The following is a 14,927-nucleotide window of genomic DNA, read 5'->3' as shown; positions in this document are numbered from 1 at the left end:
AAGATTACTTAACTTCTACAGAAGCGCCAACTTCTTCAAGCTTAGCTTTAAGTTCTTCAGCTTCTTCTTTAGCAATACCTTCTTTAAGTGGTTTTGGAGTGTTGTCAACAAGTTCTTTAGCTTCTTTCAAGCCAAGACCAGTGATTTCACGAACCACTTTGATAACTTTGATTTTTTGGTCTCCAGCACCAGCAAGTACTAGATCAAAATCAGTTTTCTCTTCAGCAGCGGCACCACCAGCTGCAGCTACAGCTACAGGAGCAGCAGCAGTTACGCCAAATTCTTCTTCGATTGCTTTTACTAAGTCGTTTAACTCAAGTACAGTTGCTTCTTTAACTGAAGCAATGATTTCTTCGATATTTAAAGCCATTTGTAATTCCTCCATTTTAAGTTTTTTACGTTAAGTACGCATTAAGCGCCTTGTTCTTCTTTTTGATCTGCAACTGCTTTAGTAGCAAGAGCAAGGTTACGAACTGGAGCTTGAAGAACGCTAAGCAACATAGATAGTAAGCCTTCGCGAGACGGAAGTTCCGCAAGAGCCTTCACTTCTTCTACAGTCGCTACGTTTCCTTCGATGACACCAGCTTTGATTTCTAAAGCTTCGTGGCTTTTCGCAAATTCGTTGATGATTTTCGCAGGTGCGATAACATCTTCGTTACTGAATGCGATAGCGTTTGGACCTGTTAAGAAATCGTTTAAACCTGTTAGTTCAACTTGTTCAACTGCACGGCGAGTCAAAGTGTTTTTGTAAACTTTGAATTCTACGCCAGCGTCACGAAGCTGTTTACGAAGTTCAGTCACTTCAGAAACTGAAAGACCGCGGTAATCTACAATTACAGTAGACATACTGTCTTTAAATTTAGAAGTAATTTCATCAACGACAACTTTTTTTGTATCGATTGCATTGCTCATGGTTACACCTCCTGTACATTGTTTGTGTAACACTTATACCGATCAGGCCATCACGTTCCTAACGAACGGTTCTCCATATAAAAAGCCTCCATTAAGACATGGAGGCTGTATATACAAGCATACGTTAACGTAAGACTGTGACATATACACCTCGGCGGGTTAATTAAGCCATAAGGCCCCTGCTGTCTACGGTATAAATGGACATATTCTATTTTACAACATTTTGATATTATCAAAATGATTGTGATAAGTCAAGATTTATTTTGCAGAGAAAGAAGATGGATCCACTTTCACGCCAGGGCCCATAGTAGATGTAACAGAAACGTTTTTCACGTATACACCTTTAGCCGCTGCAGGTTTTGCTTTAAGGATTGTGTCATAGATTGTTGCAAAGTTCTCAACAAGCTTTTCGTCCTCGAAAGAAACCTTTCCGATTGGCGCGTGGATGTTACCAGCTTTATCAACGCGGTATTCTACTTTACCAGCTTTGATTTCATTGATTGCTTTTTCTACTTCAAATGTAACAGTTCCTGTTTTAGGGTTTGGCATAAGACCTTTTGGTCCAAGTACACGACCGATCTTACCAACTTCACCCATCATGTCAGGTGTTGCAACGATTACATCGAAATCGAACCAGCCTTGTTGGATTTTAGTGATGTAATCAGAATCTCCAACGTAGTCTGCTCCAGCAGCTTCTGCTTCTTTTGCTTTTTCGCCTTTAGCGAACACAAGAACGCGTTGAGTTTTACCAGTTCCGTTAGGAAGTACAACTGCACCGCGGATTTGTTGGTCGTTTTTACGAGGGTCTACGCCCAAACGAAAAGCAACTTCTACAGTCGCATCAAATTTCGCTGTATTTGCTTTTTTTGTAAGAGAAACAGCTTCAGCTACATCATACGCTTTAGTACGTTCGATTAGCTTAGCAGCTTCTACATACTTTTTACCTTTTTTAGCCATTATAAAAATCCTCCTTATGTGGTTTTAGCGGAATAACCTCCCACGAATAAGGGTTGCGAACTTGTCAAAACCAAACTCGCAACCCAACAAGACAATAAATTAATCTTCGATGACAATACCCATACTGCGTGCAGTACCTTCAACCATGCGCATAGCTGATTCAACGCTAGCAGCGTTTAAGTCAGGCATTTTTGTTTCCGCGATTTCGCGTACTTTATCACGCTTAACAGTTGCCACTTTATTACGGTTAGGTTCACCAGAACCAGACTCAATACCAGCTGCTTTTTTAAGTAAAACTGCAGCAGGTGGAGTTTTAGTAATAAATGTAAATGAACGGTCTTCAAAAACCGAAATTTCAACAGGAATGATAAGACCAGCTTGGTCAGCTGTACGAGCATTAAACTCCTTACAGAATCCCATGATATTAACACCGGCTTGACCTAGTGCAGGTCCAACTGGTGGAGCTGGGTTAGCTTTTCCAGCAGGAATTTGCAATTTAACAACTTTAACTACTTTTTTAGCCACGAGACACACCTCCTTAAAGTCCGTGATGTGGTAATAGGGGAATCCCCCTCCCACTCAACAACTTCATTCTTTATATGAATGACGAAATAACTAGCTAGCGATCTTGAGCGAACTCAAGACGTACCTTTGCTATATTACCACTTCTATACACTCATTTCAAGCTCTTTTGAATTACAATTTATCGATCTGCGTGAACTCAAGTTCCACGGGTGTTTCTCTACCAAACATATTAACGAATACTTTGACTTTGCTTTTATCGTAATCAATCTCTTCGATAGAGCCTGTGAAGTTCGCAAATGGTCCGTCGATGACCTTGACCGTTTCTTTCAATTCAAAGTCGATTTCTGTTTTGCGTTCTTCAAGACCCATTCTCTTCAGAATGGTTTCAGCTTCGCCTGGCAAAAGCGCTGTCGGCTTTGAGCCTGATCCAGCTGATCCAACGAATCCTGTGACACCTGGTGTATTACGAACAACATACCAAGAGTCGTCAGTCATCACGATTTCCACTAGGACATAGCCAGGGAATACTTTCTTTTTGACAACTTTTTTCTTACCATTTTTAATATCTGTTTCTTCTTCTTCTGGTACAACAACGCGGAAGATCTTATCTTGCATGCCCATTGATTCAACACGCTTTTCCAAGTTCGCTTTTACTTTGTTTTCATAGCCAGAGTACGTATGCACAACATACCAATTCTTTTCCATTTCGTTCAGGACTATTTAGTCCTTCCCTCCCCACATTTCGTAATGTCTATTTGACGAATCTCGAGTACCGGTAAATATTTTCAAGCAATTGAAAAAACCCGTAAAACGGGTTTTTTGGCAAGTCATATTATGATCTATTATAGCACGTTCAGCAGACCATTATTCAAGTATTAATGAATTAATTCGATTAATTGTGAGATTCCTATATCAAGAAAAGAGAAAAAGATTGCAAAGAATACGACTGTTAAAATAACAGTGATTGTGTAACGAATCATTTCGTTTTTCTTTGGCCAGCTGACCTTCTTCATTTCTTTCCCGACACTTTTTAAGAAACTGATAATACGCATTGTAAAAGACCTCCACAGATTAAAGAACGCAAATCTTACTTCGTTTCTAAATGTGTTTTATGTGAATTACAAGTCTTGCAATATTTCTTAACTTCTAATCTTTCAGCTGCTGAAGCATCACTTTTCATTGTCGTATAATTGCGGCTTCCGCAGTCTTTACAGGCTAGAGTAATCTTTTTCCTCATATTTACACCTATTTTCTCGACATCATTTCCTTAGTACCTTATCACAGTGTCGAAAAAGCTGTCAATATAGGTTTGATTAGAGACTAATCTCGCGAAGCTCTAAATATTTCTCTAATTTTCTCTTTACTCTTTGGAGTGCGTTATCAATTGATTTCACATGACGGTTTAAATCTTCAGAAATCTCTTGATAGGATCTGCCATCAAGGTAAAGCACAAGAACCTTTCTTTCCAGCTCGCTTAGTAGTTCACCCATCTTCATTTCGATATCATCAAATTCTTCTTTGCTAATGATTAAATCTTCTGGGTTAAGCGCTTTAGCACCGGAAATGACGTCCAATAATGTTCTGTCTGATTCTTCATCATATATTGGCTTATCTAATGATACATAGGAATTTAACGGGATATGTTTTTGGCGAGTAGCTGTTTTAATTGCGGTGATAATTTGGCGGGTAATACATAATTCTGCAAAAGCCTTAAATGAAGTAAGCTTGTCCTCTCTGAAATCGCGGATAGACTTATAAAGTCCGATCATCCCCTCTTGAACAATGTCCTCTCGATCCGCTCCAATCAAGAAATAAGATCTTGCTTTTGCACGTACAAAATTGCGGTATTTCGTTATTAAGTAATCTAGCGCATCACTATCTCCGACATGAACCCTTTCAATGACTTGTTCATCTTCCAACTGGCAAAATTGCTCTCTGATGGATTTATCCTTGCTGTTGTTTAGATTCACTTCGATCCCCCCGACCGCACCTAGATAGAAATATTATACATTAATGGTTGAAATATCGTCAAGCTATTCTAGATTCCCACGCCGCCATTTTTCAAACGTTTTCAATACATCTTCTGACAATTCAATCTTGGATGCTGGTTTATCAGAAGTAATCTTTTTGACTCTCGTTTCAATCTTTCGTTCGATCACTTCAATCTCTCTTAAAAGCTCTCGAGCCGACTTTCGAAGAGCTCCTTGTCCAAAGATTGCCCATTGTTCTGTAAAGTCTGAGGTCGCCACATGAATCTGCGTCCGAATATTATTCAAATCCTGGGCAAGCTTTTCAATCCGCTCATCAGCTGTTTCATTCTCTCTCGTAAAGATGACCTCTACTCGGTGATTGATCCGCTTTTTTTCGATTCCTTTGACCATATGGGCATCGAATACGACAATGACTCGATACCCTGTGTATGCTTGATATTCTGCTAAATTTTGAATCAGTATGTCTCTGGCTTCTTCAAAGCTGTTTTCCTTTAAGTGCTGCAGCCGTGGCCAAGCACCTATCATGTTGTATCCATCGACTAAGAGGATGTCCATCTCTATTCTCCTAACGGATAACGTTTTCGATACACTTCATACATCAATAGACTAGCGGCAACTGACGCGTTTAACGAAGTGACCTTTCCGGCCATAGGCAACTTAATCAGAAAATCACACTTTTCTTTGATCAATCGGCCAATCCCTTTTCCTTCACTGCCAATCACGAGAGCAAGCGGCATCGTGCCATCAAATTGTCTGTAATCCTGTTTGGCAGACGCATCTGTTCCCGCAACCCAGATTCCCCTTTCTTTCATCTCATCAAGAGCTCTTGAAAGATTGGTGACTTTGGCAACAGGAATATGTTCAATTGCCCCAGTGGATGCTTTGGCAACGGTTGTCGTTAAGCCGACCGCTCTCCTTTTCGGAATCACAATCCCGTGTGCACCTACAGCATCTGCTGTACGCATAATGGAACCTAAATTATGCGGGTCTTCAATTTCATCTAAGATAAGAAAAAATGGCTGTTCATTCCGCTGTTCAGCGATTTGATATAGATCGTCCAATTCTGCATATTCATATGCTGCTACTTGTGCAACGATTCCCTGGTGCTGACCTGTTACCATTTGATCAAGCTTTTTCCTCGGAACATACTGAATGGTGATATTTTGTTTTTTTGCGAGTTCAATGACCTGCTGGGCTTGTCCTTTTACAGTGTTTTCTGCCATCCAGAGCTTGTATAACTCCCGATCTGACTTCAGTGTTTCAATCACTGCATTTTTCCCAATCACATAATCATGTTGCTGACTCATTTGGCTTCCTCCCTGACGTTCCGATTTCAATCGCCTGACTAATCAGCTCTTCTAAGCGTTCGTCCTGCTTTTCAATAAATAAATAACCCATGAGCGCTTCAAACGCCGTACTATAACGATACGTTTGAACGTCTGTGTTTTTAGGCACTGTGCCTGATTTTGCATTTCTTCCTCTTTTCAGCACCGCTTCTTCTGCTTCAGTGAAAAAGCCTTGCTGCTGAAGCGTAAATAAAATAGCTGCCTGAGATTTAGCTGAAACAATTTTGCTTGCTCGTTTGTGCAGCTCATTTGGTTTTGTCGCCCCCGTTTGGAGGAGGTGATGCCTCACATAGACTTCAAAAATGGCATCACCCATATAAGCAAGCGCAAGTCCGTTCAACTGTTTACCGTCTTTCAGCTTTTCAAAATTCAACATGACCTATTCTCCTCTTTTCCAGCGAGTACCTTGAGGAGTGTCCTCCAATACAATATTCATGCTCTTTAACTGGTCACGAATTTGATCAGATAGCGCAAAATCACGATTTCTTCTAGCCTCATTGCGTTTTTCAATTAACGCTTCTACTTCTTCATCGAGCGTATGCTTTTCTTCTAATGAAAAGCCAAGAACAGACGTGATTTCTTGGAACAAGCCGATAAATGCCTTGATCACTTCCTCCGAAGTATGATCATTTTCCATATAATAATTCGCCTGTTTTGCAAGTTCGAATAAAACAGAGATCGCATTTGCCGTATTGAAGTCATCATTCATTTCAGAAATAAATGTCGCTCGCTGCTCTTCAACCTTCGCCAGCCATTCAGCATTGTCTTCTGTGATATTCGTGCTGCTCTCGAGGCGATGATGTAAATTAGCATACGACGTTTTAAGCCGGTTAAACGCACTCTTTGTACTCTCTAGCAAATCCATTGAATAGTTAATTGGATGACGGTAGTGAACCGACAACATAAAGAAGCGAAGCACGTCAGGATCTTGTTCTTTCACAATGTCATGCACAAGCACAAAGTTGCCTAGTGATTTTGACATTTTTTCATTCTCAATATTAATATATCCGTTATGCATCCAATACTTTGCAAAAGGTTTGCCTGTCAAAGCCTCAGATTGAGCGATTTCATTTTCATGGTGAGGGAAGGTTAAATCCTGTCCGCCAGCATGAATATCGATCGTATCACCTAAATATTTTTTAACCATGGCCGAGCATTCGATGTGCCAGCCTGGTCGTCCTTCGCCCCACGGGCTATCCCATGAGATTTCTTGATCCTTTGCAGCCTTCCATAAAGCAAAGTCCAGCGCATCTCGTTTCTTCTCACCTACACGAATACGGGCACCTGTCTTCAGTTCATCAATCGACTGGTGAGAAAGCTTTCCGTAGCCTTCAAATGAGCGTGTGCTGTAATACACGTCGCCATCCGCTTCATAGGCGTAGCCCTTTTCAATCAATGTCGCAATAAATGCAATGATATCATCCATATTTTCCGTCACTCGCGGGTGAAGGTCAGCTTTTTTGCAACCTAGTGCACTGACGTCTTCAAAGTAGGCTTGAATAAAGCGGTCAGCAATCGTCGGGACATCTTCCCCGAGTTCATTGGCTGCTTTGATGAGCTTATCATCCACATCTGTAAAGTTTGAGACAAAGTTCACATCATAGCCGCTGTATTCTAAATACTTACGTACAGTGTCATAAACAATAGCAGGCCTTGCATTCCCGATATGAATGTAGTTATAAACGGTTGGTCCGCACACATACATCTTGACCTTTCCTGGCTCAAGCGGGACGAATTCTTCCTTCTTACGTGTCAATGTATTATAAATATTGATTGTCATGATTGTTCTTCCTTTCTGCTCAATGAAGCCAGCTCACCTTTTAGCTTTTCCATTTCTCGTTCCAATTCTTTGAAACGATCGGAAATTGGATCTGGCAAATCTTGATGATTGAGATCACGATTGATTTTCTTACCATTTTGAACGACGACTCGCCCAGGTATACCGACAACAGTAGAATGGTCGGGTACGTCCTTTAACACGACCGACCCCGCTCCAATCTTGGCTCCTTTTCCGACTGTAATGGAACCAAGCACCTTTGCACCTGTCGCAATGAGCGCATCGTCTAAAATGGTCGGGTGCCGCTTTCCCTTTTCTTTCCCTGTTCCCCCTAATGTCACGCCTTGGAAAACAGTGACGTTGTCTCCAATTTCACATGTTTCCCCAATCACCACTCCCATACCGTGGTCAATGAAGAAGCGCCTGCCAATGGTTGCCGCAGGGTGAATTTCAACCCCTGTGAAAAACCGGCTGACCTGAGAAATGATCCGCGCAAGAAAGTACAGCTTCCGCTTATAAAATGCATGCGCGATACGATGAGCCCAAATCGCATGAAGCCCTGAATAGGTTAGCACTACTTCAATATAGCTTCTAGCAGCAGGATCTTGATCAAACACAGTATCAATATCTTCTTTCAGCATTTTGAAAAACACATGCTCCCCCCGTTCTTCCCCATCAATCTCTCTTCGGACTTGCTCTCTTTTTTGGACAAATAAAAAACGCCTCTGCCATATGACAGAGACGTTTTGAAAACGCGGTTCCACTCTGTTTAGAAAGCCCTCATTTCGCAGCCTTCTCAACTTAATCCCATAACGGAGGGTACCGCCCTTGCATACTAACGTACTCGTGTTCCTCAAGGGTCTTGAGGGTGCATTTCCAACGTCTGCCCATAAGTCTCTTTCAGCCGGTGAAGACTCTTTCTGTGATGGACGAAAACATTGTACTTCTCCCTCGCAACGATTTCCTTATATTTGTTTAATGCGGTTTAATACCGTTTCTTTACCTAGTAGTTCAATACTTTGCGGAAGTTCTGGGCCATGCGTTTGTCCTGTGACAGCCACACGAATTGGCATGAATAGTTTCTTGCCTTTATGCCCTGTTTCTTTTTGTACCGCTTTAATAGCAGCCTTGATTTCATCAGGTGTGAAAGATTCAAGTCGTTCAAGCTGACCAGCAAAAGATGCCATGACTTCTGGTACTTGCTCCTCTGCTAGAACTTCCTTTGCCTCTTGATTATACTCAATTTGCTCCTTAAAGAACAACTCTGTTAACTCAACAATTTCTGCTCCATAGCTTAATTGTTCGTGATACAGAGCAATCAGCTTGCGTACCCACGTGTTTTCTTCGTCTGACAGCTGCTCGCTTACCTTGCCTGCCTTTTGAAGATGCGGAAGCGTTAACGCAACAACCTGATCAAGATCAAGTGCCTTCACGTATTGGTTATTCACCCATTTTAGTTTATGCATATCGAATAGAGCTGGTGACTTAGAAAGTCGGTTTACATCGAAAATGTCGATGAATTGCTCTTTTGTAAACAGTTCTTCTTCGCCCACTGGAGACCATCCAAGTAGTGCAATGAAGTTGAATAGGGCTTCTGGTAAATAGCCCAAGTTTTTATATTGCTCGATGAATTGAATAATGGATTCATCACGCTTGCTTAATTTCTTGCGGTTCTCGTTCACAATCAGCGTCATATGTCCGAATAGCGGAACATCCCAGCCGAATGCATTGAAGATCATGATTTGTTTAGGCGTATTCGAAATGTGATCCTCTCCGCGGAGAATGTGAGTCATTTTCATCAAATAATCATCCACTGCTACAGCGAAGTTATAAGTTGGCGTACCATCTTTCTTCACAATGACAAAGTCACCGATGCCGTCTGTCTCAAATGAAATATCGCCTTTGACCATGTCGTCAAATTTGATAATTTCTCCTTTTGGCACTCGGAAGCGGATGCTTGGCTCTCTTCCTTCAGCAATCAGCTTGTCCTCTTCTTCTTTTGATAAATGACTGCATTTACCAGAATATCGAGGCATTTCACTGCGGGCGATTTGTGCTTCACGCTCTTCCTCTAGCTCTTCAGCCGTACAATAGCACTTATACGCCAAGTCCTTCTCTAGCAGCTCATCATAATACTTTTTATAAATATCATTACGCTCTGATTGTCTGTAAGGGCCGTAGCCGCCATCTTTATCAATGCTCTCATCCCAATCAATACCGAGCCATTGCAGGTGGCGAAGCTGGCTTTCTTCTCCGCCCTCTACATTGCGCTTTTGATCCGTATCTTCGATTCGAATAATAAATTTGCCGCCTTGACTGCGTGCGAACAAATAGTTGAAAAGAGCCGTTCTAGCATTCCCAATATGTAAATGACCAGTTGGACTCGGTGCATAACGAACACGCACTTCATTTCCCATGAGTTTAACTTCCTTTCATCTGCATCATGTTGTCTGACACCAATTTTTTATAAACGTATTTTATCATCAAATCCCATTCTCATCAAAATGAGTTTTACTTTTTCTGAAGAAGAACAGTTGCCTGAGAGGCAATTCCTTCGCCTCTTCCTGTAAATCCGAGTTTCTCTGTCGTTGTTGCTTTCACATTCACCTGTGTGACATCTGCCTCAAGCGCTTCTGCAATCTTCTCACACATCGGTTGAATGTAAGGTGCCATTTTGGGCTTTTGCGCCATGATGGTGCAATCAATATTCACAAGTGTGTAGCCTTTTTCCTTTACTAGTGCCCACACATGTTGCAGTAATTTAAAAGAATCCGCATCCTTAAACTCAGGATCTGTGTCTGGGAAATGTCTGCCGATATCTCCTTCAGCAATCGCACCTAGGCAGGCATCTGCCACTGTGTGAAGCAGTACATCAGCGTCTGAATGCCCAAGCAGCCCCTTTTCATAAGGGATGGTGACCCCGCCAATAATCAAAGGTCTTCCCTCTGTTAATTGATGTACATCAAAGCCTTGTCCTATTCTCAACATGATCTAGTACCCTCTTTCCGCATCCATAATTGCCTTGGCAACCAATAAATCATCCGGTGTCGTCAGCTTAATATTGGTGTAATCTCCTTGGACAATATACACGTTTTCACCATGTAATTGTTCCACAAGACTGGCGTCGTCTGTTCCAAGGAAACCGGTCCGCTCTGCATATTCATGCGCCTCTTTTAAAATAGAATGACGAAAAGCTTGTGGGGTCTGGACTGCCCACAAGCTCTGACGTTCAATGGTTTGTTCCACTTTGCCTTCTTGAACGCGTTTGATTGTGTCTTTCACTGGTACCGCTACAACTGCGGAGCCTTTTTCAATCGCTGCTTTAACGAGCAAGTCAATCTGTGTATGCTTAATAAAAGGCCTTGCCCCATCATGAACAAGCACGATGTCCGCATCTTTCACAGCCTTTAATCCTTCGTATACACTTTGCTGACGTTCTTCGCCGCCAGTGACAAGTGAAACAGGCGTTTGAAAAGCGTGTACCTTGAGTAGCCTTTCAAAGTCTTGACGCTCCTCTTCATTGATCGCTAGGATCATGCGTTTGCATTGAGCATGAGCGTCAAACACCTTTAGTGTATGAATAATAACCGGCATTCTTTTCAGCTCAATAAAAAGCTTATTGCGGCCGGCCTTCATTCGTTTCCCCTGCCCCGCAGCCGGAATAACTACTTCATAATACATGTTCGTTCTCCCTTTAGAGCGCCTTCTCCAGAAGTTTTGGCTTCGCAAAAATCATTCTTCCAGCAGCAGTCTGCAGCACACTTGTGACGAGCACATCGATGTCTTTTCCAATGTAATTGCGTCCTTCTTCGACCACAATCATCGTACCGTCATCTAAGTACGCAACACCTTGGTTATGCTCTTTCCCATCTTTAATGACCTGTACCTTCATTTCTTCCCCAGGCAGCACAACCGGTTTCACCGCATTGGCTAGATCATTGATGTTTAACACTGCTACTTTTTGAAGTTCGCATACTTTATTTAAATTAAAATCATTTGTCACAACAACACCTGAAGTTAATTTAGCGAGCTTCACAAGCTTGCTATCAACCTCTTGAATGTCTTCAAAGTCACCTTCGTAAATTTCAACTTTGATATCTAATTCTTTTTGAATACGATTTAAAATATCAAGACCTCTTCGGCCTCTATTTCTCTTTAATACATCAGAAGAGTCTGCAATATGCTGTAATTCCTCGAGCACAAATTGAGGAATGACCATGACGCCTTCTAAGAATCCAGTTTGACAAATATCTGCGATTCTTCCATCAATGATAACACTTGTGTCTAAAATTTTCAGCTTTTTATCTTCTATTTCAGGTTCATCATCGGCTGCTCCTTTTTTCTTGGTGACCTTTGCAGATCGGGAGAACAGCCCCATCATTTCATCCTTCTTCTTAAAGCCTACCTGAAATCCAAGGTATCCTAAAAAGAAAGCCAGGAAAATCGGAATAATGGTACCAAAAATATGATATGGGATATTGTTTAGCGGGATCACGTTTACAATAAGATATGCTAGAATAAGTCCAAATACTAATCCGAAACTTCCAGAAATAAGATCAGGAAGAGGCGCCTTTAATAGAGAATCCTCGATCCATTTCACCCAATTAACCACATAGCCTGTGCACCATTTGCCGATGATAAAGAACACAGCGGCTCCTATTAGTGCTGAAGAGTAAGCATTTGTTATGAAAGGTATGTCCTTTACATTTAACAGCAGAAATAACTCTGGAATGATAAAAATCCCTACAACTGCACCAAAAATGATAAAAAACGCCTGAACGATTCTTTTTAACATACCTTCACCTCCTTTATTTTTCATCTGTCAATCCACCCTCACCTGACATTGATATATGTTTAAGTTTCCTATCATAATCAATAGAAAACAAAAGCATCATTAATATACCCATATTCATCCATTTTTAACCGTATTTAAGAAAAATTTCTCTTCTTACAGCTGCCGGTCGATATAATGTTTTTCTTGCAGCCTTTTTAATCCTTTTTTTATCTTTTTCGCTCTTACTTCTCCAATTCCTTCTACTTCATCCAAATCTTGTACATCCGCTTCCATAATTCGATCTAACACACCGAACGCTTCAACCACGTTTTCGACGATTGGCATAGGCAGTCTAGGGATTTTGTGAAGCAGTCTGTAGCCTCTTGTGTACACATATTCGTCAATATTTGTAGAAGCTGGATAGCCAAGTAACTTGTACAGAATGGAGTCATCTAAAAGCTCAAAGCTCGACATATCTTGGAGCTGTTTAAGCAGAACATATGGATCTTTAATCTTTTCTTTCACATAATCTTTAATAAATAAAGCCGCTTCCTGCTCCATATCTGTAATCAATTCATTGACTTGCAGACGGATCAAATGCCCTTCTGTTCCGAGCTCTTTGATATACATATTGATTTCATTTTTGATTCTGAGCACCATCTCGTAACGATGGAGCACGGATAATACATCACCAAAGGTCACAAGCTCTTCAAATTCTAGGGCGCTTAGCGTAGAAATGGCGTGATCTAAAATGGTTTTATATTTCTCAAGTGTTTGTATCGCTTGGTTGGCCTTCGTTAAAATAAAGCCAATATCTTTCAGCGTATAACGACGATTCCCTTGGTATAAGGTAATGACGTTCCTCCGTTCAGATATCGCAATGATTAAGCAGCCTGTCTGCTTCGCTACACGTTCAGCTGTACGGTGCCTCATGCCTGTTTCCGATGAATGGATCGTTGCATCTGGCATGAGCTGTGTATTCGCATACAAGATTTTTTGACCAGAATCGCTTAAAATAATGGCCCCGTCCATCTTAGCCAATTCATATAAATGTGCTGGAGAGAAGGCAGAGTTAATATGAAACCCTCCATCTACAACACTCTTTACTTTGTCGTTATAACCAACAACAATAAGCCCGCCAGTATTTGCCCTCAGGACATTTTCAATCCCAGCCCGAAGAGGTGTCCCTGGTGCCACAAACTGTACGATATCTAAGAGATCGAGTTCTTTCGCTCCTTTTTTCTCTTTTTCCATTTCTATGATCCCCCTAGTGAAATTCGAAGTGCCTCCGCTACATTTTCTACACCGACTAACTCAATCCCTCTCGGCTTTTTCCATCCATCTATATTCGCCTGAGGAATAAACATTCGCTTAAATCCAAGTTTCGCAGCTTCCTGCACACGCTGTTCAATTCTTGATACTCTTCTGACTTCTCCCGTCAGACCGACCTCTCCTATAAAACAATCCGCTTGATGCGGCGCTGCGTCTTTAAAGCTTGATGCAATACTGACCGCAATGGCCAAGTCAATCGCCGGTTCGTCAAGCTTCACACCGCCTGCGACCTTTAAATACGCATCCTGGTTTTGCAGCAGCAGTCCGACACGTTTTTCTAAAACCGCCATGAGCAGTGACACTCGATTATGATCAAGACCAGTGGCCATTCTGCGCGGATTCCCAAAGCTTGTCGGTGAAATTAATGCTTGTATCTCGACAAGAACAGGTCTTGTTCCTTCCATTGAGGCAACAACACACGAACCAGATACACCTGCCGAACGTTCTTCTAAGAAAATTTCGGATGGGTTTAATACTTCCGTGAGCCCTTCCTCTCTCATTTCAAAAATCCCTAGTTCATTCGTTGAACCAAATCGATTTTTCACCGCACGCAAGATACGAAACGTATGATGACGCTCGCCTTCAAAATAAAGAACCGTGTCCACCATATGCTCTAAAAGGCGTGGACCTGCGATCGAGCCTTCTTTGGTCACGTGACCAACGATAAATATTGGAATCCCATTTGTCTTGGCAATTTTCATCAGCTGTGCTGTACATTCTCTCACTTGAGATACAGACCCAGGAGCTGACGTAATATCACTTTGATAAACGGTTTGAATCGAATCCACCACGACAAAAGCGGGTTTCATCTCTTGTATAGCAGACGTTATATACTCCATATCGGTTTCAGCCAAAACATGTAAAGAGGTGCTTTTTATGCCAAGGCGGTCCGCTCTTAGCTTCGTTTGTTTAATGGACTCCTCACCAGATATGTATAATACATTCTGATTTTTGTCTGAGAGCTGTGCTGATACTTGTAATAATAATGTGGACTTCCCAATCCCAGGATCTCCGCCAATGAGAACAAGAGAGCCTTTGACAATTCCACTTCCTAATACTCGGTTAAATTCTTCTAAATTCGTTTTGATTCGGGGTTCATCAGATGTTTCAATTGCAGATATAGGTGAAGGTTTTTGAATGGTTTGAACAGAATGATTAAAAGCACTTCGACGGTTTGCCGGCTCTTTGCGAACGACCTCTTCTGTCATACTGTTCCACGTGCCGCAGCCTGGACATTTCCCCATCCATTTGGCTGACTCATAACCGCACGATTGGCATATAAATTTTGATTTTGTCTTAGCCATAGATTGAAG

The 14,927-nt window shown here is 41.6% G+C and carries 19 protein-coding genes and 2 other annotated features; all 19 genes read right to left on the bottom strand.

The annotated features are described in order from the left end of the window. Positions 1-4 precede the first annotated feature (4 nt). Positions 5-370, bottom strand: a complete 366-nt coding sequence (rplL, locus tag MHB83_RS05565) for a 50S ribosomal protein L7/L12 (RefSeq protein WP_003216952.1) — start codon at positions 368-370, stop codon at positions 5-7. 41 nt (positions 371-411) lie between these two features. Further along, the gene (rplJ, locus tag MHB83_RS05560) at positions 412-912 is read right to left on the bottom strand and encodes a 50S ribosomal protein L10 (RefSeq protein WP_003217048.1); all 501 of its coding nucleotides are present in this window, start codon (positions 910-912) and stop codon (positions 412-414) included. A gap of 69 nt (positions 913-981) precedes the next feature. Further along, positions 982-1,122: a sequence feature (ribosomal protein L10 leader region), on the bottom strand. 48 nt (positions 1,123-1,170) lie between these two features. Next, entirely contained in the window at positions 1,171-1,869 is a 699-nt protein-coding gene (gene rplA, locus MHB83_RS05555; RefSeq protein ID WP_003217271.1) for a 50S ribosomal protein L1, read from the bottom strand. A gap of 99 nt (positions 1,870-1,968) precedes the next feature. After that, positions 1,969-2,394: a 50S ribosomal protein L11 gene (gene rplK / locus MHB83_RS05550; RefSeq protein ID WP_003216956.1), complete on the bottom strand. Its 426-nt coding sequence runs from the start codon at positions 2,392-2,394 to the stop codon at positions 1,969-1,971. A gap of 171 nt (positions 2,395-2,565) precedes the next feature. After that, positions 2,566-3,099, bottom strand: coding sequence for a transcription termination/antitermination protein NusG (gene nusG, locus MHB83_RS05545; RefSeq protein WP_003217197.1), 534 nt, complete (start codon positions 3,097-3,099; stop codon positions 2,566-2,568). A gap of 170 nt (positions 3,100-3,269) precedes the next feature. Then, entirely contained in the window at positions 3,270-3,446 is a 177-nt protein-coding gene (gene secE / locus MHB83_RS05540; protein WP_003216942.1) for a preprotein translocase subunit SecE, read from the bottom strand. Positions 3,447-3,481: 35 nt separating this feature from the next. Next, positions 3,482-3,631, bottom strand: coding sequence for a 50S ribosomal protein L33 (gene rpmG / locus MHB83_RS05535; RefSeq protein WP_012008694.1), 150 nt, complete (start codon positions 3,629-3,631; stop codon positions 3,482-3,484). Positions 3,632-3,707: 76 nt separating this feature from the next. Continuing rightward, the gene (gene sigH, locus MHB83_RS05530; RefSeq protein WP_003217132.1) at positions 3,708-4,364 is read right to left on the bottom strand and encodes an RNA polymerase sporulation sigma factor SigH; all 657 of its coding nucleotides are present in this window, start codon (positions 4,362-4,364) and stop codon (positions 3,708-3,710) included. Between the two features lie 63 nt (positions 4,365-4,427). Continuing rightward, positions 4,428-4,940 carry a ribosome-dependent mRNA decay endonuclease Rae1/YacP gene (rae1, locus tag MHB83_RS05525; protein WP_003216949.1) on the bottom strand — a complete coding sequence of 171 codons (513 nt, stop codon included), beginning with the start codon at positions 4,938-4,940 and terminating at the stop codon, positions 4,428-4,430. Between the two features lie 2 nt (positions 4,941-4,942). Next, a complete protein-coding gene (gene rlmB, locus MHB83_RS05520) occupies positions 4,943-5,692 on the bottom strand; it encodes a 23S rRNA (guanosine(2251)-2'-O)-methyltransferase RlmB (protein ID WP_003217141.1) in 750 nt (249 codons plus the stop codon). Further along, positions 5,676-6,107: a Mini-ribonuclease 3 gene (locus tag MHB83_RS05515; RefSeq protein WP_226804564.1), complete on the bottom strand. Its 432-nt coding sequence runs from the start codon at positions 6,105-6,107 to the stop codon at positions 5,676-5,678. Before MHB83_RS05515 ends, rlmB begins: the two co-directional genes overlap by 17 nt. Before the next feature lie 3 nt (positions 6,108-6,110). Beyond that, the gene (cysS, locus tag MHB83_RS05510; RefSeq protein WP_003217177.1) at positions 6,111-7,511 is read right to left on the bottom strand and encodes a cysteine--tRNA ligase; all 1,401 of its coding nucleotides are present in this window, start codon (positions 7,509-7,511) and stop codon (positions 6,111-6,113) included. Then, positions 7,508-8,161: a serine O-acetyltransferase gene (cysE, locus tag MHB83_RS05505; RefSeq protein ID WP_012008691.1), complete on the bottom strand. Its 654-nt coding sequence runs from the start codon at positions 8,159-8,161 to the stop codon at positions 7,508-7,510. The genes cysS and cysE overlap by 4 nt, the downstream gene beginning before the upstream one ends. 81 nt (positions 8,162-8,242) lie before the next feature. Then, positions 8,243-8,474, bottom strand: a binding site (T-box leader). Beyond that, positions 8,474-9,925 (bottom strand): glutamate--tRNA ligase, encoded by a 1,452-nt coding sequence (gene gltX, locus MHB83_RS05500; RefSeq protein ID WP_003217162.1) that lies wholly within the window; start codon positions 9,923-9,925, stop codon positions 8,474-8,476. Its footprint overlaps the feature before it by 1 nt. A gap of 94 nt (positions 9,926-10,019) precedes the next feature. Then, on the bottom strand, positions 10,020-10,496 hold the full coding sequence (gene ispF / locus MHB83_RS05495) for a 2-C-methyl-D-erythritol 2,4-cyclodiphosphate synthase (protein ID WP_003216928.1): 477 nt from the start codon (positions 10,494-10,496) through the stop codon (positions 10,020-10,022). Positions 10,497-10,499: 3 nt separating this feature from the next. After that, positions 10,500-11,189, bottom strand: coding sequence for a 2-C-methyl-D-erythritol 4-phosphate cytidylyltransferase (gene ispD / locus MHB83_RS05490; protein ID WP_003217158.1), 690 nt, complete (start codon positions 11,187-11,189; stop codon positions 10,500-10,502). Between the two features lie 13 nt (positions 11,190-11,202). Next, positions 11,203-12,303 carry a PIN/TRAM domain-containing protein gene (locus tag MHB83_RS05485; protein ID WP_003217214.1) on the bottom strand — a complete coding sequence of 367 codons (1,101 nt, stop codon included), beginning with the start codon at positions 12,301-12,303 and terminating at the stop codon, positions 11,203-11,205. Positions 12,304-12,456: 153 nt separating this feature from the next. Continuing rightward, positions 12,457-13,536 carry a DNA integrity scanning diadenylate cyclase DisA gene (disA, locus tag MHB83_RS05480; protein WP_284906141.1) on the bottom strand — a complete coding sequence of 360 codons (1,080 nt, stop codon included), beginning with the start codon at positions 13,534-13,536 and terminating at the stop codon, positions 12,457-12,459. Positions 13,537-13,538: 2 nt separating this feature from the next. After that, entirely contained in the window at positions 13,539-14,918 is a 1,380-nt protein-coding gene (radA, locus tag MHB83_RS05475; RefSeq protein ID WP_034620767.1) for a DNA repair protein RadA, read from the bottom strand. Between the last annotated feature and the right edge of the window lie 9 nt (positions 14,919-14,927).

The organism is Bacillus sp. FSL K6-3149, assembly GCF_038630515.1.
Taxonomy (GTDB): Bacteria; Bacillota; Bacilli; order Bacillales; family Bacillaceae; genus Bacillus; species Bacillus pumilus.
This window is presented reverse-complemented; position numbering and strand designations above follow the sequence as displayed.